Here is a 23,925-nt window from a genome sequence, read left to right as displayed (position 1 = left end):
GTCAAGCAGACCCCGGGCCAATGTGCCTGACGGCGCTTCCGGTATTCCCCGAGAATGCGTCTAGAATCGAGCTGGCCATTTTCCGGAGCCCGCCATGACCCCGCTGACGCCCGAGCAGACCCATGCCTACCTGCACCATATCGGCATCGACGATCCCGGTCCGCCGAGTCTGGCGAGTCTCGACCGACTGATCGACGCGCATCTGCGCCGGGTCGCCTTCGAGAACCTCGACGTGCTGCTCGACCGTCCCATCGAGATCGACGCCGACAAGGTTTTCGCCAAGGTCGTCGAGGGCAGCCGCGGCGGTTATTGCTTCGAACTCAACTCGCTGTTCGCCCGCCTGCTGCTGGCCCTCGGCTACGAGCTGGAACTGCTGGTGGCACGGGTACGCTGGGGACTCCCGGAGGACGCGCCGCTGACCCAGCAATCGCATCTGATGCTGCGTCTGTACCTGGCGGAGGGCGAGTTCCTGGTGGATGTCGGCTTCGGCTCGGCCAATCCGCCGCGAGCACTGCCTTTGCCGGGCGACGAGGCGGACGCCGGACAGGTGCATTGCGTGCGCCTGGTCGACCCGCACGCCGGTCTCTACGAAAGCGCCGTGCGCGGTCGCAGCGGCTGGCTGCCGCTGTACCGCTTCGACCTGCGCCCGCAGTTGTGGATCGATTACATCCCGCGCAACTGGTACACCTCGACCCACCCGCACAGCGTGTTCCGCCAGGGCCTGAAGGCCGCCATAACCGAGGGCGACCTGCGCCTGACCCTGGCCGACGGGCTGTTCGGCCAGCGCGCCGGCAACGGCGAGACGCTGCAGCGCCAACTGCGCGACGTCGAGGAACTGCTGGACATCCTGCAGACCCGTTTTCGCCTGCGCCTCGACCCGGCCTCCGAAGTGCCGGCGCTGGCGCGACGGCTGGCGGGACTGATCTCCGCCTGAGCGCTTTTGGCCGGTGTCTTTTCGCCGGACTCCTGCGGGAATTTTCCGATGTTCCATAGAAGCCTGAACGAAACGGCTTTTTCGGTTGACCTCGTCTGGCAAGAGGTCTATAAAACCCCCGCCCGCAGAGCCGGGCACTTTCTTTCCCCCTACGAAGAGAGCCATGGACAGTATTCCCAGTAGTCGTCGCCCGGCCCAGCAGATGCCGGCTGGTGCGATGACCCAAACCAACGCACGACGGAACCCGCAACGGGTCGGTCGGTTGAGCGGCATCCTGGGCTGACCCACTGCTTCTCACCCGTGTCCGGCACGCCGGGTACAGGTGAGTCATGAACTTCGAGAATTCGGTATCCCCCGGCGTATCCGCCTTCGTGGCGAAGATGCGCGTGCGCGCCGCGCAGTCCCCCGGCGCGATCCTTCCCGGCCACGGCCATCCTGCGAGCCTCGCCTGGCGTGTCGACCCGGCCGGCGGTCGCCTGGAGTATCGCCGCCTGGAGACGCAGGTCGAAGAGAACCCTGAGAGCGGTCGCCGCCCGATGCGCGGCTGACGCTTTCTCCTGCCCAACCCTTCGCACAAGGAGCCTGCCATGGACGAACCACCAAGTCGGCCTGCTGCGTGCCGCCTGAGCGGCCGCGCGCAGTGGGCCTCACCCGGACAAGCCGAACATTCTTCCCACCGATCGCGAACATCGCGACCCGGCACGCCTTTGCCTGTCACCTGACCGGCAACCGACTCGTGTCGCCGTCGCGCAGCTCGCGACAGGAGACCGAGTCATGAGCGTAGCGACCCAACGCAATACCCAGCTCGATACCGAGCGCCGCAACGACCGACTGTCCATGCGCGCCGCCCGCGAAGCGCAGAACAGCCTGGAAACCACCCTCACCAACGTCCGCGGTCGCCAGGATGGCCTCGACCAGGCCGAGGCCGCCGCCCGGCTGCACGCCGACGGCCCCAACGAAGTGGCCCACGACCGTCCGCCACACGTCCTGGTGCAATTGCTGCAGGCGTTCAACAACCCCTTCATCTACGTGCTGATGACGCTCTCTGCGATCAGCTTCTTCACCGACTTCTGGCTGCCCCTGCAGGACGGTGAGGAAACCGATCTCACCGGCGTCATCATCGTCCTCTGCATGGTCCTGGTCAGCGGCCTGATGCGCTTCTGGCAGGAATACCGTTCGGGCAAGGCCGCCGAGGCGCTCAAGGCCATGGTGCGGAACACCGCCACCGTGCTGCGCCGCGACGAGCGCGGGATGCGCGGCGAGCTGCGGGAAATCCCCATGGGCGAACTGGTGGTCGGCGACATCGTGCGCCTGTCCGCCGGCGACATGATCCCCGCCGACATCCGCCTGATCGAATCGCGCGACCTGTTCATCAGCCAGGCCGTACTCACCGGCGAGGCGCTGCCGGTGGAGAAATACGACACCCTCGGCGCGGTCCGCGAGAAGTCCGCCAAGCGGATCGCCGCCGACCAGCAGGACCTGCTCGAACTGCCGAACATCTGCTTCATGGGCACCAACGTGGTCAGCGGCACGGCCACCGCGGTGGTGGTTGCCACCGGTGCGCGCACCTATTTCGGTTCGCTGGCCCGTTCCATCGTCGGTTCGCGGGCGCAGACCGCCTTCGACCGTGGGGTGAACAGCGTCAGTTGGCTGCTGATCCGCTTCATGCTGGTGATGGTGCCGATCGTGCTGCTGATCAACGGTTTCACCAAGGGCGACTGGACCGAGGCGTTCATGTTCGCTCTCGCCGTGGCGGTCGGCCTGACCCCGGAAATGCTGCCGATGATCGTCAGCGCCAACCTGGCCAAGGGCGCGGTGGCGATGTCGCGGCGCAAGGTGGTGGTCAAGCGCCTCAACGCGATCCAGAACTTCGGCGCCATGGACGTGCTCTGCACCGACAAGACCGGCACCCTGACCCAGGACCGGATCATCCTCGAGCATCACGTCGACGTTGCCGGCCGGCGCTGCGACCGGGTCCTGCAAATGGCCTGGCTGAACAGCTTCCACCAGTCCGGGATGAAGAACCTGATGGACCGCGCGGTGGTCGCCTTCGTCGAACAGAACCCGCGCATCACGCCGTCGGATGCCTGGCGCAAGGTCGACGAACTGCCCTTCGATTTCGTCCGTCGGCGTCTCTCGGTGATCCTCGAGGGCAAGGACGGCGAACACCTGCTGGTGTGCAAGGGCGCGGTCGAGGAAATGCTCGAGATCGCCACCCGCGTGCACCAGGACGGTGTCGACCTGCCGCTCGACGAGGAACGCCGCCGGGCCCTGCTGGCGCTGGCCGAGCAATACAACCGCGACGGCTTCCGCGTGCTCCTGCTCGGCACCCGCAGCCTCTCGCGCACGGAGTCCCAGGCCCAGTACGGCGCCAGCGACGAGCGCGACCTGGTGATCGCCGGCCTGCTGACCTTCCTCGATCCACCGAAGGAAACCGCCGGCCCGGCCATCGCCGCGTTGCGCGAGAACGGCGTGGCGGTGAAGGTGCTCACCGGCGACAACCCGGTGGTCAGCGCGAAGATCTGCCGCGAGGTCGGCCTGGACGTCGGCGAGCCGCTGCTCGGTCGCGACATCGACCTGATGGACGATGCCACCCTGCAACGCCTGGCCGAGGAGCGCACGGTGTTCGCCAAGCTGACGCCGCTGCAGAAGTCGCGGGTGCTCAAGGCCCTGCAGGGCAACGGACACACCGTTGGCTTCCTCGGCGACGGCATCAACGACGCCCCCGCGCTGCGAGATGCCGATGTCGGCATCTCGGTGGACAGCGGCACCGACATCGCCAAGGAATCGGCCGACATCATCCTCCTGGAAAAAAGCCTGATGGTCCTGGAGGAGGGCGTTATCAAGGGCCGCGAGACCTTCGGCAACATCATGAAGTACCTGAACATGACTGCCAGCTCCAACTTCGGCAACGTGTTCTCGGTACTGGTGGCCAGCGCCTTCATCCCCTTCCTGCCGATGCTGGCGATCCACCTGCTGCTGCAGAACCTGATGTACGACATCTCCCAGCTGTCGCTGCCGTGGGACAAGATGGACAAGGAGTTCCTCGCCAAGCCGCGCAAGTGGGACTCGAAGAACATCGGCCGCTTCATGGTCTGGATCGGCCCGACCTCGTCGATCTTCGACATCACCACCTACGCGCTGATGTGGTTCGTGTTCGCCGCCAACAGCCCGGAAATGCAGTCGCTGTTCCAGTCCGGCTGGTTCATCGAGGGCCTGCTCTCGCAGACCCTGGTGGTGCACATGCTGCGTACCCAGAAGATTCCCTTCATCCAGAGCACCGCGGCGCTGCCGGTGATGCTGATGACCGGGCTGGTGATGGCGCTGGGCATCTACGTGCCGTTCTCGCCGCTGGGGGCGATGGTCGGCCTGCAGCCGCTGCCGTGGGAGTACTTCCCCTGGCTGGTGGGCACGCTGCTCTGCTACTGCGTCACCGCGCAGACCATGAAGACCCTCTACATCCGCCGCTTCGGCCAGTGGTTCTGAGCGATCGGCCGGGCTTCGTCCCGGCCTTTCCCGGCGCGTCGGCAAGCCTCGCCGCGCCGCGCAACGCACACCGGACCCACGCATGGAGAGACGCATCATGACCCTGCACGACCGGCGCCCGCGGGCGCCCCTTTTCCAACCGCTGCCGGCCGCGCTGCGACGCGCCCTGTCCTGGCGCCTGGGCTTCGTCGCCGCCGCGCTAGCCTGCGTCCTGCTGCTGGCGCTGCTGTCCGAGGCTCGCGCCGCGGGCGGCGCCTACCGGGTCGACGACGGCGAGATCGACCCCGTCGGCGAATGCAACCTGGACGCCTGGCACCAGCGCGAACGCCACCACGGCAACCGCTACCAGTCGGTGCTGTCGCCAGCCTGCACCTTCTCCGCCCTACCATCGGTGCAGCTCGGCGCGGCGCTGGTGCGCGAGGGCGACGCAGGCGATCGGCACAGCCGCCTCAGCCCCGAGCTGAAGACACCGCTGCTGGCCCGCGACGACCTCGGCCTGGCGTTGGCCTTCGCGCTCTCGGCGGATCTCTACCTGGACCGCCGGCACGCCTTCGAAGGCGCCGGCTTCAACCTGCCGCTGAGCTACCAGCCGTTCGAGGCCCTGCGCCTGAACGCCGGGGTCGGCCTGGGGCATGCCTACGCCGAGGGCGAGCGCCGGCATCGCTGGAACTGGGGCATGGGCATGGAATACCGCGTTGGCCAGCCGTTGACCCTGATCGCCGAACGCTTCGGCGAGTCGGCCGGCGACAGCGGCTGGCAGGCCGGACCGCGGCTGCACCTGGGCGAACGGCTGGACCTCGATCTGCTGGTCGGCGGCCACCTGCGCGGCGAGCGCGAGCGATGGCTGGTCTCGGGAGCGACCTTGCGTTTCTGAGCCCAAGGGCGTGCCGCGCTGCGGCGCGCTCCTCCACCGAGGAAGCAGCCATGAACGTCGTACGCAAATGCCTGGGCGCGTCTCGCCGCGCGCTCTGTGGCCTGGCAGCACGGCTGCTGGCGAAGGCCGCGCACCTGCTGATGGTGGTCAGCGTGCGCGCATACGCCAGCGGCCGCCTGAGCCAGGTCGAAGTGAAATACCTGCTGGACTGCTCGAGCGCGCTCAACCGTGCATCGCTCAGGCTGGCCATGGGTCAATGAGCCCGTTCCCTTCACGATCCATTCCGAACCGGGAGTTCCGCCATGCTGGGAACCATCCTCCTGATCAACCTGGCCGGTGCCGTGGCCCTCCTGTTGTGGGGCACGCACATGGTCTCCAGCGGCGTGCTGCGCGGTTTCGGCACTGTGCTGCGCAACTGGCTCGGCCGCCACCTGGGCAACCGCTGGCTGGCCCTGCTCGCCGGGCTCGGCATCACCGGCCTGCTGCAGAGCAGCACCGCCACCAGCCTGATGGCAGCGTCCTTCACTGCCAGTGGCACCCTGGGCCTGGCGCCGGCGCTGGCAGTGATGCTCGGCGCCAACGTCGGCACCACCCTGGTGGTGCAACTGCTCAGCTTCGACACCTCGTTGCTGGCGCCGCTGGCCCTGCTGTCCGGCCTGCTGCTGTTCCGCCTGGGCGACGGTCCACGCCTGGAGAGCCTTGGCCAGTGCCTGATCGGACTCGGCCTGATGCTCCTGGCGCTGGCGTTGCTCGGCCATTCCCTGCAGCAGATCGAGGCCTCGCCAGCCTTTGTCGCGGTGATCCACGGCCTAGAAGGCGATCCGCTGATCGCCCTGCTGCTCGCCGCGCTGCTGACCTGGGCCTGCCATTCCAGTGTCGCGGTGGTACTGCTGGTGGCGTCCCTGGCCCAGGCCGGACTGGTCTCGCTGCCCATCGCCCTGGCCCTGGTGCTCGGTGCCAACCTCGGCGGCGCCTTGCCGGCGCTAGGGGTGGCCGGTAGCCGGGTGGCGCGGCGCCTGCCGTTGGGCAACCTGCTGGTGCGCCTGCTCGGTTGCCTGCTGGTGCTGCCCTGGCTGACGGCGCTGGCGCAACCGGCCAACGCACTCGGCGGTGCGGCGGCGGGCTGGTTCCACAGTGCTTTCAACCTGGCCCTGGCACTGCTGGCGATCGGCTTCACCGGACCCCTTGCGGCGCTGCTCGCGCGCCTGTTGCCGGAAGAGGCACAGTCCGACGAGCCGGGCATGCCGCGCTACCTCGACGAAGCCGGGCTGGAGGTGGCCAACATCGGCCTGGCCAACGCTACTCGCGAAGTCCTGCGGCTGGCCGACATGGCCAGTCTGATGCTGCGCGCCACCAGCGGCCTGTTGCAGCGACCGGAGGCGAAGGTGGCGGCGGAAATCCGTCGCCAGGACCAGGCCCTCGACCAGTTGAGTGCGGCGATCCGCGCCTACCTGGCAGACCTCGGCCAGGACGGCCTCGGCGACAGCGACGCCGATCGTGCCCAGGAAATCCTCCTGTTCGCCATCAACATCGAGCACATCGGCGATCTCGTCGCCAACAGCCTGCTGCCCCTGGCGATGCGCTGGGCCGGGCGCAGCCGCGCCGGCAGCGAGTTCGAGCTGGGCCGCATGCTGCCGTTGCAGGCGGCGATCGAGGAGAGCCTGCACCTGGCGATCAGCGCGTTCCTTCGCGAAGACCTGGACGCCGCGCTGCGCCTGGTGGCGCGCAAGAAGTTGCTGCAGCGACTGGAGGCCGATGCCAGTCGCGAGCGCTTCCGTCGCCTGCGCGACGATCGTGGTGCCTGGGTGGAGTCCGGTGACGTGTTCCAGCGCATTCTCCGCGACTACCGACGCATCCACCATCATGTCACCGCCCTGGCCTATCCGCTGCTCGAACGCAGCGGCATCGATCCGATGGCGAAGCGGCCGGGCGAGCCAGGGCAAGGGGAGGGATCGGCATGCGCCTCCTGATCTGCGCCGGACGCCATTTCAAGGACGCCGAACGCCTGCGCCTGGCGCTCGACCAGTGCCACGGCCTGCAACCGGTGGCGCTGCTCGGCCACCTGCTGCATGCCGGCAGCGGCCTGCCGGACGAGGCCGAGCGCTGGTGCCGCGAGCGTGGCGCGGATTCGCGCGCCTACGATTATCCGGAGCGCAGTGGCAGCGACAACGCCCTGCGCGAGTATGGCGAGGCCGTCCTCGGCGAGGCCGCGCCGGACCTGGTGCTGGTGTTTCCCGGTGGGCGCCTGGCCAGCGAACTGGTACAGGTCGCGCACGCTGCCGACGTCCCGCTGATGCTCGCCTATCGTCCGCTGTCGGCGCCCTGAGCGGCGAACCAGCCATCGCGGCGGGTCAGGCGCCAGCCGTAGGCGGCCAGGACCAGCCCGCGCAGCAGCATGAAGGCGAGAAACGCCAGCCATAGCCCGTGGTTGCCCAGCCCCTGCAACAGCCAGCCGAGGGGCAGGCTGGCGGCCACCGCGACGAGCATCGCGTTACGCATCTCGCGGGCGCGGGTGGCGCCGATGAACAGGCCGTCGAGCAGATAGCTCCACATCCCCAGCAGCGGCAGGCAGGCCAGGTACGGCAGATAGGCGTAGGCGACTTCGCGGACGCCGGCGATGTCGCTCTGCAGGTCGATGAACAGGTGGCCGAACAAGGCGAACAGCGCGGCGAACGCCAGGCTTGCCAGCAGCGACCAACCACCGGCTACCACCAGCGCGCGGCGCAGGGCGGCTCGGTCGCGGGCGCCGATGGCGTGGCCGCAGAGCGCCTCCACCGCGTGGGCGAGACCGTCGAGGGCGTAGGACGTCAGGAGCAGGCCGTTGAGCAGCAGGGCGTTGGCGGCTACCGTGGCGTCGCCGAGGCGGGTGCCCTGTACGGTGAGCAGGAAAAACACCAGTTGCAGGGCCAGGCTGCGGATGAAGATGTCCCGGTTGACCATCAGCAGCGGCAGCCAGGACAGCCAGTGGCGCAGGCGTTGCCACTGCGCCCGCCCGGGGCGCCGGGCCAGGTCGCGGCGGGTCAGGGCCAGGCCGAGCAGGGCGCCGCTCCATTCCGCCAGCACCGAGGCGCGGGCCGCGCCTTGCACGCCTCAGTCGAGGCCGTGGACGAACCAGAGCACCAGGGCGATGTTGCTCAGGTTGGTGGTCAACAGGATCGCCAATGGCGCCCGTGCGTTCTGCGTGCCGAGGAACCAGCCGACCAGTGCGTAGCTGGCCAGGGCCGCCGGCAGGCCGAGCAGGCGGGTATGGAAGAAGGCGCGGGCCTCGCCGGTCAGTTCCGCCGACGGTTGCATCAGTTGCAGGGCCCAGCCGCTCAGGGGCAGGGCCAGCGCGCCGAGCAGCAGGGCCAGGAGCAGCGCCATGCCCAGGCCCTGGGCGAGGATCAGGCGCAGCGCGCCGCCATCGTCGCGGCCGGCGGCCTGGGCGGCGAAGCCGGTGGTGCCCATGCGCAGGAAGCCGAGCACGCCGACCATCAGGGTGTACAGGCTGCCGCCCACGGCTACCGCGCCGAGCTGGTAGGCGTGCGGCAGGTGGCCGACCACCGTGCTGTCCACCAGGTGCACCAGGGGAACGGAAACGTTCGACAGAATCATCGGCCCGGCCAGCGCCCAGACCCTGTGGTGGGTCGGGGCGTGGCGCCAGGCATCGCGCAACAGGCTCATGGGGTCCTCCGGATCGGCCGGGCAGTATAGCGACGGCGGCGAGGCCTGCGGAAAACCCGTTTTTCATATCCGGTAACAGACCTCTGCCTGCCGTGTATTCCTTGTCCGACGCGGCTTCCAGGCCTGCCGCGGGGAACCCTGCGAAAACCTGTCAGGAAGCTTGCGCAGCGCTAACCGCGGGGCTTTGCGCACCTTCCTAGAATGCCGGCGTCGGTTGTTTCCAGAGGAAGCTATGCATGCTCCTGGGGCGTTTCGTCTCGGTCGGCGCCGGTGCCACCGCCGTTCATTACCTGGTGCTTACCCTCCTGGTCGAGGGCTTCGCCGTCGGCGCCGCCGTGGCCGCCGCGACGGGAGCAGGCTGCGGGGCTCTGGCTGCCTACCTGGGGCATCGCCGGAGGACTTTCCGCCACCGTGGGCCGGTGTTCCGTTCGCTGCCGCGCTTCTTCGCCGTCAGCCTGCTTTGCGTACTCGGCAACGCCGTCCTGGTGTTGCTGCTCGGCGACCTCGCCGGACTCGACTACCGCCTGGCCCAGCTCGCCGCGACCGGCGCACTGCTGTTGGCGACCTATCACCTTCATCGACTCTGGACCTTCTCATGATGATCGAACCTTCCCTGGCGTCGAAGCTCGAGGCCCCCTGCCTGCTCAGCGTGGTAGTGCCGGTGTTCAACGAGGAGGCGGTGCTGCCGGCCTTCCACCAGCGCCTGGGCGCCGTGCTCGGCGACCTTGGCGACGATTGCGAGGTGCTCTATGTCGACGACGGCAGCACCGACCGCAGCGCGACGATCCTCGCCCAGCTACAGGCCGCCGACCGCCGGGTGGGCGTGGCCCGCTTCACCCGCAACTTCGGCAAGGAACAGGCGATGAGCGCCGGGCTCAAGCTGTCGCGCGGCGCCGCGGTGATCGTCATCGATGCCGACCTGCAGGATCCCCCGGAACTGATCCCGCAGATGCTCGACGCCTGGATCGGCGGCGCCGAAATGGTCAACATGCGCCGCCGCAGCCGGGCCGGCGAAAGCTGGCTGAAGCGCGCCTCGGCGAGCGCCTTCTACCGGCTGATCAACCGCCTCAGCGAGGTGCCGATCCCGCGCGACGTCGGCGACTTCCGCCTGCTCGACCGGCGGGTGGTCGATGCCCTTTGCGAGCTGCCGGAAGGCAATCGCTTCATGAAGGGGCTTTTCGCCTGGGTCGGTTTCCGCCAGGTCGATATCGCCTATAGCCGCGCCGCCCGCGTCGCCGGCCACAGCAAGTGGCGCTACTGGCGGCTGTGGAACTTCGCCCTGGAAGGCATCACCGGGTTTTCCACCGCGCCGCTGAAGGTCGCCGGCTACCTCGGCCTGCTCAGCCTGTTGGCGGCCCTGGCGACCCTGCTCGCCGGGATCTTCGGCCAGCAGGAGATCCACGAACACTGGCCGGTGATCGCCGCGCTGTTCCTGATCGGCGGCCTGCAACTGCTGGCCATCGGCGTGTGCAGCGAATACCTCGGGCGGATGACCATGGAAGCGCGGCGCCGCCCGCTCTACCTGATCGACCGCTACCTGCCGGCGCAGGTCGGCGGGGCCAATCCGTGAGGGCGCTGCGCGGCTGGCCGCTGGCCTGGTTCCTGCTCGCCCTGGCCTTCGCCATCCGCCTGCTGAGCCTGGGCAGCTATCCGCTGATGGACACCACCGAGGCCCGCTATGGCGAGGTGGCGCGGAAGATGGCCGAACTGGGCGACTGGATCACGCCCTGGTACGACGTCGGCGTGCCGTTCTGGGGCAAGCCGCCGCTGGCCTTCTGGCTCAGCGCCGGCGGCCAGCTTCTGCTCGGCGCCAACGAGTTCGCCAGCCGCCTGCCGCACTGGTTGCTGGGCGTGCTGGTGCTGTGGCTGGTATGGGACTGGCAGGCTCGCGAAGATCGTCGGCAGGCGCGGATCGCCTGCGTCCTGCTGGGCAGTTCGGCGCTGTTCTTCGTCGCCTCCGGGGCGGTAATGACCGACATGGCCCTGGCCCTGGCGCTGGTCCTGGCCATGCGCGGCTTCTGGCTGGGCCTGCATGGCGCGGAGGGAATCCGGCGCCGCGAGGGCTGGCTGATGTTCCTCGGCCTCGGCCTCGGGCTACTGGCGAAGGGGCCGCTGACGCTGATCCTCGCCGGACTGCCGATCGGCCTGTGGGCCTTGCTGGAGTGGCGCTGGCGCGCGCTCTGGCGGGGCCTGCCATGGATCCGCGGAAGCCTGCTGATGCTCCTGGTGGCCGCGCCCTGGTACCTGCTGGCGGAGTTGAAGACGCCGGGCTTCCTCGAGTACTTCCTGCTCGGCGAGCATTGGCAGCGCTTCGTCACCGCCGGCTGGGACGGCGACCGCTACGGCAATGCCCACGCCTATCCCTACGGCAGCGTCTGGCTGTTCCTGCTGGCCGCCGCGTTTCCCTGGAGCCTCTGGCTGCCGCTGCTGCTCTGGCTGGGCTGGCGCCAGCGCGGGGAGGTGGTCGATGGCGTCGCCTCGCGCAGGCGCTACTGGCTGTTCTGGGGACTGGCGCCGTGCCTGTTCTTCACCTTCGCCGGCAACGTCCTCTGGACCTACGTGCTGCCCGGCCTGCCGGCCCTGGCGTTGCTCGCCGCCGACCTGCTGCGCGCGCCGCTGGCGCGCAGCGCCTGGCTGCGGCGTGGTGGGTTGGCTTGCCTGGCACTGACCCCATTGCTGTTCGCGCTGTTCCTCGGCTCCCTGCTGCTGGGCTCGCGCGCCGAGCAGAAGTCCACCGCCGCGCTGCTGGCCAGCGACGCCGGCTGGCGCGAGCGGCCGCTGGTGTTCTGGCCGAAGCGGCCGTACTCGGCAGTGTTCTACAGCGGCGGGCGGGCGCAACGGGCGGAGGACAGCGAGCTGGCCGGCTGGTTGCGTCGCGACGCCCTGCTGGCGATCCGCTCGCGTTCGTTCGGCGCCTTGCCCGACGAGGTGCGCCAGCGCTTGCGCTGCCGGCCGCCGGTGGGACAGTACCAGCTATGCCAGGGCGTGGCGCCGCCTGGCTGAGACTACCTCGGCCGGTAGGCGCAGTAGCCGGGACGCGGGCCGATGCGCGGGTGGTTGCGGCAGGTGTCCGGGCGGCGGGCATAGATGCTGCACAGGCGGGTCTTGCGGTCGAGGTACAGGCAGTCGCCGTTGGCCATGCGGGTGAGGGTGAATATCTCGCGCTTGTGGTTGAAGTGCTCGATCACGCCATCCTTTTCCAGTCGCTTGGCGATTCGCTTGGCCGGCTCCTCGCGCTCGAACTCGTCGACCAGTCGCATGCGGATCAGGTCGTCGATGCGCACTTCCACCGGCAGCGTGCAGCAGGTCGCGTTGCACTCGCCGCACAGGCCTTCGCGGTATTTCACCCAGGTATCCAGGCGGTCGGGGTCGGCGGCGGCGAGCGGGATTTTCTTCATCGGCGGGCGGGTGCGGGGAAAACGGGCGCGCAATGATAGTGGCTGCGCGCCCGTTGCGCTCGTCCGGGCGATGAGCGTCAGTGCCGTGGGTCCTCCCGCCATACCGGCCGGTCCTGCTCGTCCAGCGCCCAGTGCGCGGTGCCGGCGCGCAGGCATACGCCGCCGACCCAGCGTTCGGGGGCGCCGAGGTCGAGGCGGTAGCGCCGCCCGGCCAGGACCTCGCGGCCCGCAGCGGTCAGGGCCAGCGGCTGGCGTTCCCAGGGCAGTTCCGGTGCCGGCGTGCGCAGCAGCGCGCCGGGCTCTTCCAGCAGCGCGCGGAGCAGGACGCGGAACATCAGGTCGCCGAGATAGGGCAGCGGCTCGCGCCGTGCGGTCAGCTCGGCGAAGACCTGGCCGGCGCTCGGCCGCTCGCCGTCGCGGACGATCTCCAGGGTCAGCCGTTCGCTCAGCGACAGGCCGTCGCGCAGGGCCGGCAGTTCATGCAGTTGCCGACGCAGCGCCGGCCCCAGCAACGGTAGCGCCGGGGTCGGCGCGGCGGCCAGTTGCGCCCAGCGCAGTGGCGCCGGATCGCGGTAGGCGTCCCAGGCCGCGCGGGCCAGCGCCAGGGCTTCGGCGTCCAGCGGGCGACGCCGGGTCCATAGCCAGGCGAGCAGCTCAGGCGCCAGTTGGCCGATGCCGACGAAGCGCTCGACGCCTGGCACGCGGTCGATCTCGATCAGTTCCAGGTGCTCCGGCGGCGTCTGCATTCCTGCCAGCACCCGGACCAGGAACAACTGGTCGTAGGCATCCGCCTCGCACCAGAGCGCCACCCGCGAGTATTCGCCGAGCCGCTCGAGCCCGGCGTATTCCTGGCGCTGGCGGGCCTGGGCGTCGGCCGGGTCGAGGTCGAAGGCGCGGCTCAGGTAGTCGCTGCGCAGGGCGAGGAACTCGGGCAACGGCAGGTTCGGCACCGGTCCCATGGTCAGCGGGTCGGCGAACATCCGGAAGCCGCCGCGAAAGCCGGCGAGCTTCAGGCCGTGGGCGATGTCGTTGCCGCAGCGCAGGTGCAGGGTCGCGGCCTCATCGCCGCCGACCAGATCGGGGTGGCGGCTGGCGAAGGCGATGGCGTCGACATGCGCCTTGAGTCGCGGCCAACTGGCGAAGCCCAGTTCGCGCGCCACCTGCCACTGGGCGTCGGCCAGGCGCGGTGCCTGCCCCGGAAGCCCTGTACGGCTGGCCGGGTCGCGGCGCCACTGGCGCAACAGCTCCTTGGCGCGCTTGCGTTGCTGTTCGAGATTGATCCGGCCGTCGCCGAGAATGCGGGAAAAGGACATACGATCTCCTCTGCAGCCTTGTCCGCCATCAGGCCTGGAGTCGCATGCGCGATGCGTGGGGTGGATCGCCTGGGCGCTGCCCTTTCCGCGGACGGGAGGCGTGGAGAACGCCGAGGCCGACTATAGGCCGGCCGACGCGTCCGCGGCAAGACGCACTCAGCCCTTGCGGATCATCCAGATGCCGGCGCCGATCAGTGCCAACCCGCCCAGCTTCAGCGCGCTGATCGGTGCCTCGCGGAAGCCGGCCCAACCGAAGTGGTCGAGGCTCATGGCCATGCCCAGCTGGCCGGCAAGCACCAGCACCATGAACATCAGCGCGCCGATGCGCGGTGCGGCGAAGGCGGCGATGAAGATGAAGAACATGCCGAGGAAACCGCCGCACCAGTGCCACCAGCTCAGCCCGCGCAATGCCGCCAGGCCGGGAAACTCGCGCTGCGAGAGAGTCAGGGCGAGCAACCCGAGGGTGCCGACGAAGAACGAGATCAGTGCCGCGGCGAGGACGCTGGACACCTGCTTGGCCAACTGGCCGTTGATCCCCGCCTGCAGCGGCAGGCAGGCGCCGGCGAGCAGGGGCAGGACGAACAGCCACCAGGGTGGAGTGGGCATGCAAGACTCCTGGAACGATGACGGCGAGCGCGCCCCGCGCATGGCGAGGGACGGGCCGGAGTGGTACGGGGAGTCGCACAGTATGCACCAGGCGGGGGCGGAGGAGGAAAACGCGAGACCCCATCGCACGCCCTCGGATTCCGCCCGGCGGGTAACCGCGAGCGGTTGTTCGCCCTACGGCAGCCATACCGCCAGCGGCGTTATCCCCCTACAAGCGCGCCGCCAGCATGGCCCCCTCGCGAATCGCCCGCTTGGCATCCAGTTCCCCTGCCACCCGCGCCCCACCGATCAGGTGGAAGCGCAGGCTTTCCGCCGCCTGGCTGATCTGCAACTCGCGCAGCGGCTCCTGGCCGGCGCAGATCACCACGTTGTCCACCTCCAGCCAGCGTTCCTCGCCGTCGACGCGGATCAACAGGCCGCGTTCGTCGATCTTCAGGTACTCCACCCCGCCGAGCATGCGTACGGCGTTGTGCCTGAGGTGTGCGCGGTGTACCCAGCCGCTGGTCTTGCCGAGCTGCGCGCCGGGAGCGCCGGGCTTGCGCTGGAGCAGCCAGACCTGGCGCGCCGGCCGCGTCGGAGCGGGTTCGCGGAGGCCGCCGGGCTGGCTGTTGTCGAGGTCCACGCCCCATTCCGCGAGCCATTCGCCGAGCGCCCGCGGCTGGCCGTCGCTGGGCGCGGCGACGAGGAAGGCGGCGACGTCGAAGCCGATGCCGCCGGCGCCGACGATGGCGACCCGCGCGCCCACCGGCGCGCCGCGCAGCACGTCCACGTAGCTGAGTACGGTCGGTCCGCCGATGCCGTCGATCCTTGGCCGGCGTGGCTGGATGCCGGTGGCCACCACCACGTCGTCGAACTGACCGTCCAGCTCGCCCTGGCGCACCCGGTGGCCGAGGCGCAGGTCGACGCCGAGGCGTTCCAGACGCACGCGGAAGTAGCGCAGGGTTTCGCGGAACTCCTCCTTGCCGGGAATCCGCTTGGCCAGGTTGAACTGCCCGCCGATTTCCCCGCTCGCCTCGAACAGGCTGACCCGATGCCCGCGCTCGGCGGCCACGCAGGCGGCGGAGAGCCCGGCGGGGCCGGCGCCGATCACCGCGATGCGCTTCTGCGTGCGCGCCTTGCGGTAGCGCAATTCGGTCTCGAAGGCCGCCCGCGGGTTGACCAGGCAGGTGGCGCGGCGGTTGGCGAAGGCATGATCGAGGCAGGCCTGGTTGCAGGCGATGCAGGTGTTGATCTCCTCGGCCCGGCCGGCGCCGGCCTTGGCCACGAACTGCGGGTCGGCCAGCAGCGGCCGGGCCATCGACACCAGGTCGGCCTTGTCGGTGGCGAGCAGGGATTCGGCGACCTCGGGGGTGTTGATCCGGTTACTGGCGATCACCGGCACCTTCAGCTCGTGGCGCAGCCGTGCGCTGACCTCGGCGAAGGCCGCGCGCGGCACCGAGGTGACGATGGTCGGCACGCGCGACTCGTGCCAGCCGATGCCGGTGTTGAGCAGGGTGATTCCGGCTTCCTCCAGGGCCAGGGCGATGCGCCGCACCTCGTCCCAGGTATTGCCGCCCTCGACCAGGTCGAGCAGCGACAGGCGATAGCAGAGGATGAAGCGTTGGCCGACGATCCGCCGGATGCCGCGGACGATCTCCAGCGCCAGGCGCATGCGGTTTTCCAGCGGGCCGCCCCACTGGTCGTCGCGGCGATTGGTGCGCGGGCAGAGGAACTGGTTGAGCAGGTAGCCTTCGCTGCCCATCACCTCCACGCCGTCGTAGGCGGCGGCCTTGGCCAGCCGCGCGCAACGGACGAAGGCGCGGATGGTCTTGCGGATGCCGCGCTCGGAGAGCTCGCGCGGGGTGAACCAACTGATCGGCGACTTCAACGGCGAGGCGGACACCGCCATCGGGTGGTAGCCATAGCGCCCGGCGTGGAGGATCTGCAGCAGGATCTTGCCGCCCTCGGCATGCACCGCCTGGGTCAGGCGACGATGGGCGGGCACCTCCAGGGCGCTGGTGAGGCTGCTGCCGAAGGGCAGCAGCCAACCTTCGCGGCAGGGCGCGAAACCGCCGGTGACGATCAGCCCGACGCCGCCCCGGGCACGCTCGCGGTAGTAGGCAGCGAGCTTGCCGAAGTCCCACAGACGATCCTCCAGCCCGGTGTGCATCGAACCCATCACCACGCGGTTGCGCAGACGGGTGAAGCCCAGGTCCAGCGGGGCCAGCAGGTACGGATAGGGAGCGGCGGCGAGCGGCGGGTAGGGGTTGCGCATGGCGCGGTTCCGGTAGCCAGGGACGCTTCACCATAGGAAGTTGCGCCGCCGCCGAATGCGGCCCGCTTGCCGGAACCGCCAGGCATTTCGGTCAAGCCGGCGGACTGGCTGATCGGATAGGTGCTCGCTGCGCTGCACCGCTGTGGCCCCGGGTGACAGGCATCGAAAGCTCTCCGACAGCACTTGCGGCGCGGCGGGCGGAATGGGAACGGCGGCGCTGTTACCCGGGGTAATGGCGTGCGCCGGAAGCCCAACTTAAGCACGGCTCGACGCCTTTGGCGGCGCTGTCAGGCTGGGGTTCCGGCCCGCTCAGCACGTGCCTTGCCAACTGCCTGTCCAATCCGAACGGAGTCTCGACGATGAACAAGAACAAGACGTTCCTCGCGGCGGCGCTGGTAGCGCTGGCCGCCAGCCTTCCCGTGCACGCTGCGACCGACTACACCCGCACGCGCTATCCCATCGTGCTGTCCCACGGTCTGTTCGGCTTCAAGAGCGTCGGCCCGGTGGACTACTGGCACGCTATCGTGCCGGCCCTGGAGAAGGACGGCGCGAAGGTCTTCGCCACCTCGCAGTCGCCGGTGAACAGCAACGAGGTGCGCGGCGAACAGCTACTGGCGCAGGTGGAGGAAGTCCTGGCCCTGACCGGCGCGGAGAAAGTCAACCTGATCGGCCACAGTCAGGGCGGCATGACCGTGCGCTACGTCGCCGGGGTGGCGCCGCAACTGGTGGCCTCGGTCACCACCATGGGCACGCCGCACAAGGGCACGCCGGTAGCCGACGCGGTGACCGGCTTCAGCGAGTTCCTCGGGCCGATCGGCACCGAGGTGATCGCCTCGGCGGTGGAGGCGCTGTTCTCGGTGGTCGACATCGTCGACGGCGGCGAGTGGGTCAAGGGCGACGCGCTGGCTGCCCTGAACAGTCTCAACACTCCCGGCACCGCGCGGTTCAACCAGCGCTTCCCGCAGGCGATCCCGGCCAGCGCCTGTGGCCAGGGCGCGGAGACGGTAGCCGGGGTGCGCTACTACTCGATGAGCGGCACCGGCTCCCTGACCAATGCGCTCGACCCGAGCTCCGCCGGCCTGGCGGTGACCGGGCTGCTGTTCGGCGAGGCCAACGACGGTCTGGTCGGCCAATGCTCCAGCCACCTGGGCAGCGTGGTGAAGGACAACTACCGGATGGACCATCTGGACGAAGTCAACCAGTTGCTCGGCCTGGTCAGCCTGTTCGAGAGCGACCCGACCCAGGTCTATCGGCAGCATGCCAATCGCCTCAGGAATGTCGGACTCTGATCCGCTCGCCGGGTCGCCGCAGCCCTAGGCGATCCGGCATTAGTCTTTGGTCTAATGGCACCTGGATATCACCTCCTGTTCGCGCGCCTCGCGGCGTTCGGACCTGTCCCGATTCCGCGCACCTTGCTGGACAAGGTTTGCGCCGCCGTGTAATGACTCCGGTCAAGGCAGAAAAACCCAGCGTTCGTGTAGGGTTCGCTGCCCCGTAGCCATGCCCGGCTGGCGTACCTCGCCAGGCTGGCTATCTTTTAACCAGAGACATCCGGCCATGTCCCGGGTGTCCTTTGCCTGATGCAGGAGATGCACGATGGATATGAACCGTCGGCAATTCTTCAAGGTCTGCGGTATAGGCCTTGGAGGATCGAGCCTTGCGGCGCTCGGGATGGCCCCCACGGAGGCCTTCGCCGACCAGGTCCGCCACTTCAAGCTGGCGCACACGGTCGAGACCCGCAACACCTGTACCTACTGTTCGGTCGGTTGCGGCCTGATCATGTACAGCCAGGGCGACGGCGCCAAGAACGTCGCGCAGAACATCATCCACATCGAGGGCGACGCCGACCATCCGGTCAACCGCGGCACCCTCTGCCCGAAAGGTGCCGGCCTGCTGGACTACATCCACAGCCCGAACCGCCTGAAGTATCCGGAAGTGCGCGAGGCCGGCTCCAGCGAGTGGAAGCGCATCGAGTGGGACGAAGCCCTCGAGCGCATCGCCAAGCTGATGAAGGAAGACCGCGACGCCAACTTCGTCGAGAAGAACGAGCAGGGCCAGACCGTCAACCGCTGGTTGACCACCGGCTTCCTCGCCGCGTCCGCCTCGTCCAACGAAGCCGGCTACATCACCCACAAGGTGGTGCGTTCCCTCGGCATTCTGGGATTCGACAACCAAGCGCGTGTCTGACACGGCCCGACGGTGGCAAGTCTTGCCCCGACGTTTGGCCGTGGAGCCATGACCAACCACTGGACCGACATCAAGAATGCCGATCTGGTGCTGATCATGGGCGGCAACGCCGCCGAAGCCCACCCATGCGGATTCAAATGGGTCACCGAAGCCAAGGCGCACAACAAGGCGCGGCTGCTGGTGGTCGATCCGCGTTTCACCCGTTCCGCCTCGGTCGCCGACTACTACGCGCCGATCCGGACCGGCACCGACATCGCCTTCCTCGGCGGCCTGATCAACTATCTGCTGGAAAACGACAAGATCCAGCACGAATACGTGCGCAACTACACCGATGTCTCGTTCATCGTGAAGGAAGGCTTCAGCTTCGAGGACGGCCTGTTCAACGGCTACGACGCCGAGAAGCGGACCTACCCGGACAAGTCCTCCTGGGGCTACGAGATCGGTGAGGACGGCTATGCCAAGGTCGACCCGACCCTGACCCACCCGCGCTGCGTGTTCAACCTGCTCAAGCAGCACTACAGCCGCTACACCCCGGACGTGGTGAGCAACATCTGCGGCACGCCGAAGGACATGATGCTCAAGGTCTGGGCGGAAATCGCCGAGACCTCCAAGCCGGGCAAGGTCATGACCATCATGTACGCCCTGGGCTGGACCCAGCACTCGGTAGGCGCGCAGATGATCCGCACCGGCGCGATGGTCCAGCTGCTGCTGGGCAACATCGGCATGCCCGGCGGCGGCATGAACGCCCTGCGCGGCCACTCCAACATCCAGGGCCTGACCGACCTCGGCCTGCTGTCCAACTCGCTGCCGGGCTACCTGACCCTGGCGATGGACGCCGAGCAGGACTACGACGCCTACATCGCCAAGCGCACGGCCAAGCCGCTGCGCCCGGGACAGCTGTCCTACTGGCAGAACTACGGCAAGTTCCACGTCAGCCTGATGAAGGCCTGGTTCGGCAAGTCGGCGACCAAGGAAAACAACTGGTGCTACGACTGGCTGCCCAAGCTCGACATGCCGGGCGCCGGCTACGACGTGCTGCGCTACTTCGACATGATGTACCAGGGCAAGGTCAACGGTTACTTCTGCCAGGGCTTCAACCCCATCGCCTCGTTCCCCAACAAGGCCAAGGTCGGCGCCGCGCTGGCGCGCCTGAAGTGGATGGTGGTGATGGACCCGCTGGTGACCGAGACCTCGGAGTTCTGGCGCAACGTCGGCGAGTACAACGACGTCGACACCGCCAGCATCAAGACCACGGTGTTCCGCCTGCCCACCTCCTGCTTCGCCGAGGAAGACGGCTCGATCGTCAACAGCGGCCGCTGGTTGCAGTGGCACTGGAAGGGCGCCGAGCCGCCGGGCCAGGCGCGTCCGGACATCGCCATCATGGCCGGGCTGTTCCACCGCCTGCGCGAGATGTACCGCAAGGACGGCGGGGCCTTCCCCGACCCGATCCTCGGCCTCGACTGGTCCTACCTCAAGCCCGACGAACCGGGCCCGGACGAACTGGCCCGGGAGTTCAACGGCAAGGCCCTGAGCGACCTGGTCGACCCGGCCAACGGCATGATCCTGGCCAAGGCCGGCGAGCAGTTGCCGGGCTTCGCCCTGCTGCGCGACGACGGCAGCACGGCGAGCGGCTGCTGGATCTTCGCCGGCTCCTGGACCCAGCAGGGCAACCAGATGGGCCGCCGCGACAACAGCGACCCCTACGGCATGGGCCAGACCCTCGGCTGGGCCTGGGCCTGGCCGGCGAACCGGCGGATTCTCTACAACCGCGCCTCGGCCGACGTCAGCGGCAAGCCGTGGGACCCGGAGAAGAAGCGCCTGGTGTGGTGGAACGGCAAGTCCTGGGGCGGCACCGACGTGCCCGACTACAAGGCCGACGTACCGCCGGAAGCCGGGATGAACCCGTTCATCATGAACCCCGAAGGGGTGGCCCGCCTGTTCGCCGTCGACAAGATGGCCGAAGGCCCGTTCCCCGAGCACTACGAGCCGTTCGAGACGCCGATCGGGGTGAACCCCTTGCACCGCGACAACCGCAAGGCGATCAGCAACCCGGCGGCACGGGTGTTCAAGAACGACATGGAACTGTTCGGCACGGCCGACGAGTTCCCCTACGCGGCGACCACCTACCGGCTCACCGAGCACTTCCACTACTGGACCAAGCACTGCCGGCTGAATGCGATCACCCAGCCCGAGCAGTTCGTCGAGATCGGCGAGGCGCTGGCCAAGGAGCTGGGCATCAATGCCGGCGACAAGGTCAGGGTCTCCTCCAACCGCGGCTACATCAAGGCGGTGGCGGTGGTGACCAAGCGCATCCGCCCGCTGCAGGTGGACGGCAAGACCGTGCACCACGTCGGCATCCCGATCCACTGGGGCTTCGCCGGCATGGCGCGCAACGGCTTCCTGGCCAACACCCTGACCCCCTTCGTGGGCGACGGGAATACCCAGACGCCGGAGTTCAAGTCGTTCCTGGTCAACGTGGAAAAGGCGTGAGGTGAAACATGAGTAGTCAGGACATCCACGCCCGCTCCGCGACCACCACGCCGATGCCCTCGGTGCGGAACCAGGAGGAAGTGGCGAAACTGATCGACGTGTCCAAGTGCATCGGTTGCAAGGCCTGCCAGGTCGCCTGCTCGGAATGGAACGAGCTGCGCGACGAGGTCGGCCACAACCACGGCACCTACGACAACCCCATGGACCTGACGGCCGACTCGTGGACGGTGATGCGTTTCACCGAGTACGAGAACGAGGCCGGCAACCTCGAGTGGCTGATCCGCAAGGACGGCTGCATGCACTGCGCCGAGCCGGGCTGCCTGAAGGCCTGCCCGAGCCCGGGGGCGATCGTGAAGTACGCCAACGGCATCGTCGACTTCAACCAGGACAAGTGCATCGGTTGCGGCTACTGCATCACCGGTTGCCCGTTCGACATCCCACGGATCTCGCAGAAGGACCACAAGGCCTACAAGTGCAGCCTGTGTTCCGACCGCGTCTCGGTGGGCATGGAGCCGGCCTGCGTGAAGACCTGCCCGACCGGCGCCATCGTCTTCGGCAGCAAGGAGGACATGAAGGAACACGCCGCCGAACGCATCGTCGACCTGAAGAGCCGCGGTTACGAGAACGCCGGCCTGTACGACCCCGAAGGGGTGGGCGGCACCCACGTGATGTACGTGCTGCACCACGCCGACAAGCCGTCGCTCTATGCCGGCCTGGCCGACCAGCCGAGCGTCAGCCCGCTGGTCAGCCTGTGGAAGGGCGTGACCAAGCCGCTGGCGCTGCTGGCCATGGGCGCCACGGTGCTCGCCGGGTTCTTCCACTATGTGCGCGTCGGTCCCAACCGCGCGGACGACGAGGAAGACCACGGGCAAGCCGAGGCACCGGTGCACCAGGTCGATCCGTCGGTACACACCTTTGACCCGCACGAGCGTCGTTGAGCCTGCGCGCGGGCGTTGCCGCCGGTCCTCCGCGACCCGGCGGCAGCGGCGGCGCTCTCGAGGAGTCGGAAATGAAAAATGAAATCCAGCGCTACAACGCCAACGAGCGCAGCAACCACTGGGCCGTGGCGATCCTGTTCTTCATGGCCGGGTTGTCCGGGCTGGCGCTGTTCCCCCCGGCGCTGTTCTGGCTGACCAACCTGTTCGGCGGCGGTCCCTGGACGCGTATCCTGCACCCCTTCCTGGGGCTGGCGATGTTCGTCTTCTTCCTCGGCCTGGTGGTGCGCTTCGCCCACCACAACCGGGTGCAGAAGAGCGATATCCAGTGGCTCAAGCAGTGGCGCGACGTGGTCAGCAACCGCGAGGAGAACCTCCCGGAAGTCGGCCGCTACAACGCCGGGCAGAAGCTGTTGTTCTGGGTGCTGCTGCTGAGCATGCTGACCCTGCTGGTCACCGGCATCGTGATCTGGCGCCAGTACTTCAGCGCCTGGTTCGGCATCGAGGCGATCCGCCTGTCGGCGCTCCTGCACGCCTTCGCCGCCTTCGTCCTGATCGCCAGCATCATCGTGCATATCTACGCCGGCATCTGGGTCAAGGGCTCGATGGGCGCGATGCTCTACGGCAAGGTCAGCCGCGCCTGGGCGCGCAAGCACCATAACGGCTGGCTGAAGGAAGTCGGCAAGGGCGAGGAGCACTGACGCGTATAGTGTCGCCATCGCCCGACCGGAGGCCCCAGCGATGGGGCCTTTGCATTCATTCCGCGCCCCACCGGGCGCCCGATCGTTGCGGCGCGGCCCACCGGCCCGCCGGCGCAGACCCGAGGAGTTCCCGTGTCACGCACCATTCTTCAGCCGGGGCAGATCGAAGCCGCCGCCAACATTCCCCCGCACCTGCACCAGCCGTCGCGCGACCTGTTCGCCCGCCGCGGCGAGCGTCTGCTGCAACTGGCCGAGGGGCACCCGATGGGCGACTACCTGCGGCTGGTCGCCGGTCTCTGCCGGCTCCAGCAGGCGCTGCTGGACAACCCGCCGGCCCTGGCCCCGCTCGACCCCGAGCGCCTGCGCAAGAGTCGCGAGCACGGCATGCCGCCGCTGGCCTACGACCTGCTGGTGCGCGAAGGCGCCTGGCTGCCCTGGCTGGATGCCCTGCTCGCGGGCTACCCGGCACCGGCCAACGCCGCCGTCGGCGCGGCACTCGAACAATTGCGCGAAGCCGATGAAGGCCAGCGCAAGGCCTGGGCCATCGCCTTGCTCAGCGGTCAGTTCGACCTCCTGCCGGCGGCCCTGGTGCCGTTCCTCGGCGCCGCCCTGCAGGTAGCCTGGAGCCATTGGCTGCTGGGACTGGAGGAGGGCGCGGTGGTCGAGACCGAGAGCCGGACCCTGTGCCCCGCCTGCGGCTCGCCGCCGATGGCCGGGATGATCCGCCAGGGCGGCAAGGAAACCGGTCTGCGCTACCTGAGCTGCTCGCTGTGCGCCTGCGAATGGCACTACGTGCGGATCAAGTGCAGCCACTGCGAGGAAAGCAAGCACCTGGCCTACCTGTCCCTGGAGCATGACGGGCAGCCGGCGGAAAAAGCCGTGCTGCGCGCCGAGACCTGCCCCAGTTGCCAGGGCTACCTGAAGCAGTTCTACCTGGAGTTCGACCGCCACGCCGATGCCCTTGCCGACGACCTGGCCAGCCTGGCGCTGGACATGCGCCTGGCCGAGGACGGCTACCTGCGGCGTTCGCCGAACCTGTTGCTGGCCCCCGGCGGCGAATAGCCGAAGACGCTGCGGGCATGCG

Annotated in this window: 19 protein-coding genes and 1 pseudogene; 15 read left to right on the top strand and 5 right to left on the bottom strand. The window is 68.6% G+C overall.

The genetic code is table 11. The features are described 5' to 3' along the window. The first annotated feature begins 94 nt into the window (after window positions 1-94). The 7 genes from HMPREF2716_RS07005 to HMPREF2716_RS06975 all read left to right on the top strand — a co-directional run bounded on the left by HMPREF2716_RS07005 (window position 95) and on the right by HMPREF2716_RS06975 (window position 7,620). Window positions 95-934: an arylamine N-acetyltransferase family protein gene (locus HMPREF2716_RS07005; protein WP_003095340.1), complete on the top strand. Its 840-nt coding sequence runs from the start codon at window positions 95-97 to the stop codon at window positions 932-934. A 329-nt stretch (window positions 935-1,263) separates the two neighbouring features. After that, window positions 1,264-1,482, top strand: a complete 219-nt coding sequence (locus HMPREF2716_RS07000) for a hypothetical protein (protein WP_003095337.1) — start codon at window positions 1,264-1,266, stop codon at window positions 1,480-1,482. A 226-nt stretch (window positions 1,483-1,708) separates the two neighbouring features. After that, window positions 1,709-4,420 carry a magnesium-translocating P-type ATPase gene (mgtA, locus tag HMPREF2716_RS06995; protein ID WP_003095335.1) on the top strand — a complete coding sequence of 904 codons (2,712 nt, stop codon included), beginning with the start codon at window positions 1,709-1,711 and terminating at the stop codon, window positions 4,418-4,420. Between the two features lie 97 nt (window positions 4,421-4,517). Continuing rightward, window positions 4,518-5,294: a hypothetical protein gene (locus tag HMPREF2716_RS06990; RefSeq protein WP_003112339.1), complete on the top strand. Its 777-nt coding sequence runs from the start codon at window positions 4,518-4,520 to the stop codon at window positions 5,292-5,294. A 50-nt stretch (window positions 5,295-5,344) separates the two neighbouring features. Further along, window positions 5,345-5,554 carry a hypothetical protein gene (locus HMPREF2716_RS06985; RefSeq protein WP_003104324.1) on the top strand — a complete coding sequence of 70 codons (210 nt, stop codon included), beginning with the start codon at window positions 5,345-5,347 and terminating at the stop codon, window positions 5,552-5,554. 42 nt (window positions 5,555-5,596) lie between these two features. After that, a complete protein-coding gene (locus HMPREF2716_RS06980) occupies window positions 5,597-7,264 on the top strand; it encodes a Na/Pi cotransporter family protein (protein ID WP_070621845.1) in 1,668 nt (555 codons plus the stop codon). Continuing rightward, a complete protein-coding gene (locus tag HMPREF2716_RS06975) occupies window positions 7,252-7,620 on the top strand; it encodes an SLOG family protein (RefSeq protein ID WP_003095328.1) in 369 nt (122 codons plus the stop codon). Before HMPREF2716_RS06980 ends, HMPREF2716_RS06975 begins: the two co-directional genes overlap by 13 nt. Here the strand turns inward: HMPREF2716_RS06975 and HMPREF2716_RS06970 are convergent. Next, window positions 7,596-8,957: pseudogene (locus tag HMPREF2716_RS06970) on the bottom strand (MATE family efflux transporter). The gene HMPREF2716_RS06975 and the pseudogene HMPREF2716_RS06970 overlap by 25 nt on opposite strands. A gap of 236 nt (window positions 8,958-9,193) precedes the next feature. Between HMPREF2716_RS06970 and HMPREF2716_RS06965 the strand changes: the two are divergent. From HMPREF2716_RS06965 to HMPREF2716_RS06955, 3 genes are read left to right on the top strand one after another with little or no spacing between them, the layout of a single operon-like run. Then, complete coding sequence (locus HMPREF2716_RS06965) at window positions 9,194-9,556, top strand: GtrA family protein (RefSeq protein ID WP_016264128.1); 363 nt, start codon at window positions 9,194-9,196, stop codon at window positions 9,554-9,556. Then, window positions 9,553-10,527: a glycosyltransferase family 2 protein gene (locus tag HMPREF2716_RS06960; RefSeq protein ID WP_003107470.1), complete on the top strand. Its 975-nt coding sequence runs from the start codon at window positions 9,553-9,555 to the stop codon at window positions 10,525-10,527. The genes HMPREF2716_RS06965 and HMPREF2716_RS06960 overlap by 4 nt, the downstream gene beginning before the upstream one ends. After that, window positions 10,524-11,960, top strand: a complete 1,437-nt coding sequence (locus HMPREF2716_RS06955; protein WP_003095324.1) for an ArnT family glycosyltransferase — start codon at window positions 10,524-10,526, stop codon at window positions 11,958-11,960. The genes HMPREF2716_RS06960 and HMPREF2716_RS06955 overlap by 4 nt, the downstream gene beginning before the upstream one ends. Window positions 11,961-11,962: 2 nt before the next feature. Here HMPREF2716_RS06955 and HMPREF2716_RS06950 read toward each other — a convergent pair whose 3' ends face one another. The 4 genes from HMPREF2716_RS06950 to HMPREF2716_RS06935 form a co-directional block, all read right to left on the bottom strand. Continuing rightward, the gene (locus tag HMPREF2716_RS06950; RefSeq protein WP_016264129.1) at window positions 11,963-12,457 is read right to left on the bottom strand and encodes a YkgJ family cysteine cluster protein; all 495 of its coding nucleotides are present in this window, start codon (window positions 12,455-12,457) and stop codon (window positions 11,963-11,965) included. Continuing rightward, a complete protein-coding gene (locus tag HMPREF2716_RS06945) occupies window positions 12,433-13,668 on the bottom strand; it encodes a DUF1835 domain-containing protein (RefSeq protein WP_014603526.1) in 1,236 nt (411 codons plus the stop codon). Before HMPREF2716_RS06945 ends, HMPREF2716_RS06950 begins: the two co-directional genes overlap by 25 nt. 156 nt (window positions 13,669-13,824) lie before the next feature. After that, on the bottom strand, window positions 13,825-14,274 hold the full coding sequence (locus tag HMPREF2716_RS06940) for a DMT family transporter (protein WP_003095321.1): 450 nt from the start codon (window positions 14,272-14,274) through the stop codon (window positions 13,825-13,827). A 208-nt stretch (window positions 14,275-14,482) separates the two neighbouring features. Beyond that, window positions 14,483-16,528 (bottom strand): NADPH-dependent 2,4-dienoyl-CoA reductase, encoded by a 2,046-nt coding sequence (locus tag HMPREF2716_RS06935; protein WP_003146202.1) that lies wholly within the window; start codon window positions 16,526-16,528, stop codon window positions 14,483-14,485. Window positions 16,529-16,887: 359 nt separating this feature from the next. Between HMPREF2716_RS06935 and lipC the strand changes: the two genes are divergently transcribed. The 5 genes from lipC to fdhE all read left to right on the top strand — a co-directional run bounded on the left by lipC (window position 16,888) and on the right by fdhE (window position 23,903). After that, window positions 16,888-17,817 carry a lipase LipC gene (lipC, locus tag HMPREF2716_RS06930; protein ID WP_003095318.1) on the top strand — a complete coding sequence of 310 codons (930 nt, stop codon included), beginning with the start codon at window positions 16,888-16,890 and terminating at the stop codon, window positions 17,815-17,817. 307 nt (window positions 17,818-18,124) lie between these two features. Then, window positions 18,125-21,205 carry a formate dehydrogenase-N subunit alpha gene (gene fdnG / locus HMPREF2716_RS06920; RefSeq protein ID WP_079280284.1) on the top strand — a complete coding sequence of 1,027 codons (3,081 nt, stop codon included), beginning with the start codon at window positions 18,125-18,127 and terminating at the stop codon, window positions 21,203-21,205. An 8-nt stretch (window positions 21,206-21,213) separates the two neighbouring features. After that, window positions 21,214-22,143 carry a formate dehydrogenase subunit beta gene (gene fdxH, locus HMPREF2716_RS06915; RefSeq protein WP_004365410.1) on the top strand — a complete coding sequence of 310 codons (930 nt, stop codon included), beginning with the start codon at window positions 21,214-21,216 and terminating at the stop codon, window positions 22,141-22,143. A 71-nt stretch (window positions 22,144-22,214) separates the two neighbouring features. Further along, window positions 22,215-22,841 carry a formate dehydrogenase subunit gamma gene (locus HMPREF2716_RS06910; RefSeq protein ID WP_070621844.1) on the top strand — a complete coding sequence of 209 codons (627 nt, stop codon included), beginning with the start codon at window positions 22,215-22,217 and terminating at the stop codon, window positions 22,839-22,841. A 132-nt stretch (window positions 22,842-22,973) separates the two neighbouring features. Beyond that, entirely contained in the window at window positions 22,974-23,903 is a 930-nt protein-coding gene (gene fdhE, locus HMPREF2716_RS06905; protein WP_003116089.1) for a formate dehydrogenase accessory protein FdhE, read from the top strand. The last annotated feature ends 22 nt before the right edge of the window (window positions 23,904-23,925 follow it).

Source organism: Pseudomonas sp. HMSC076A11 (assembly GCF_001810205.1).
GTDB classification, from domain to species: domain Bacteria; phylum Pseudomonadota; class Gammaproteobacteria; order Pseudomonadales; family Pseudomonadaceae; genus Pseudomonas; species Pseudomonas aeruginosa.
This window is presented reverse-complemented; position numbering and strand designations above follow the sequence as displayed.

What these genes read in the sequence shown, in the direction of transcription:
- HMPREF2716_RS07005 (WP_003095340.1), top strand. Translation starts at nt 95, where the DNA reads ATGACCCCGCTGACGCCCGAGCAGACCCATGCCTACCTGCACCATATC.
- HMPREF2716_RS07000 (WP_003095337.1), top strand. Translation starts at nt 1,264, where the DNA reads ATGAACTTCGAGAATTCGGTATCCCCCGGCGTATCCGCCTTCGTGGCG.
- mgtA (WP_003095335.1), top strand. Translation starts at nt 1,709, where the DNA reads ATGAGCGTAGCGACCCAACGCAATACCCAGCTCGATACCGAGCGCCGC.
- HMPREF2716_RS06990 (WP_003112339.1), top strand. Translation starts at nt 4,518, where the DNA reads ATGACCCTGCACGACCGGCGCCCGCGGGCGCCCCTTTTCCAACCGCTG.
- HMPREF2716_RS06985 (WP_003104324.1), top strand. Translation starts at nt 5,345, where the DNA reads ATGAACGTCGTACGCAAATGCCTGGGCGCGTCTCGCCGCGCGCTCTGT.
- HMPREF2716_RS06980 (WP_070621845.1), top strand. Translation starts at nt 5,597, where the DNA reads ATGCTGGGAACCATCCTCCTGATCAACCTGGCCGGTGCCGTGGCCCTC.
- HMPREF2716_RS06975 (WP_003095328.1), top strand. Translation starts at nt 7,252, where the DNA reads ATGCGCCTCCTGATCTGCGCCGGACGCCATTTCAAGGACGCCGAACGC.
- HMPREF2716_RS06965 (WP_016264128.1), top strand. Translation starts at nt 9,194, where the DNA reads ATGCTCCTGGGGCGTTTCGTCTCGGTCGGCGCCGGTGCCACCGCCGTT.
- HMPREF2716_RS06960 (WP_003107470.1), top strand. Translation starts at nt 9,553, where the DNA reads ATGATGATCGAACCTTCCCTGGCGTCGAAGCTCGAGGCCCCCTGCCTG.
- HMPREF2716_RS06950 (WP_016264129.1), bottom strand. Translation starts at nt 12,457, where the DNA reads ATGGCGGGAGGACCCACGGCACTGACGCTCATCGCCCGGACGAGCGCA.
- HMPREF2716_RS06945 (WP_014603526.1), bottom strand. Translation starts at nt 13,668, where the DNA reads ATGTCCTTTTCCCGCATTCTCGGCGACGGCCGGATCAATCTCGAACAG.
- HMPREF2716_RS06940 (WP_003095321.1), bottom strand. Translation starts at nt 14,274, where the DNA reads ATGCCCACTCCACCCTGGTGGCTGTTCGTCCTGCCCCTGCTCGCCGGC.
- HMPREF2716_RS06935 (WP_003146202.1), bottom strand. Translation starts at nt 16,528, where the DNA reads ATGCGCAACCCCTACCCGCCGCTCGCCGCCGCTCCCTATCCGTACCTG.
- lipC (WP_003095318.1), top strand. Translation starts at nt 16,888, where the DNA reads ATGAACAAGAACAAGACGTTCCTCGCGGCGGCGCTGGTAGCGCTGGCC.
- fdxH (WP_004365410.1), top strand. Translation starts at nt 21,214, where the DNA reads ATGAGTAGTCAGGACATCCACGCCCGCTCCGCGACCACCACGCCGATG.
- HMPREF2716_RS06910 (WP_070621844.1), top strand. Translation starts at nt 22,215, where the DNA reads ATGAAAAATGAAATCCAGCGCTACAACGCCAACGAGCGCAGCAACCAC.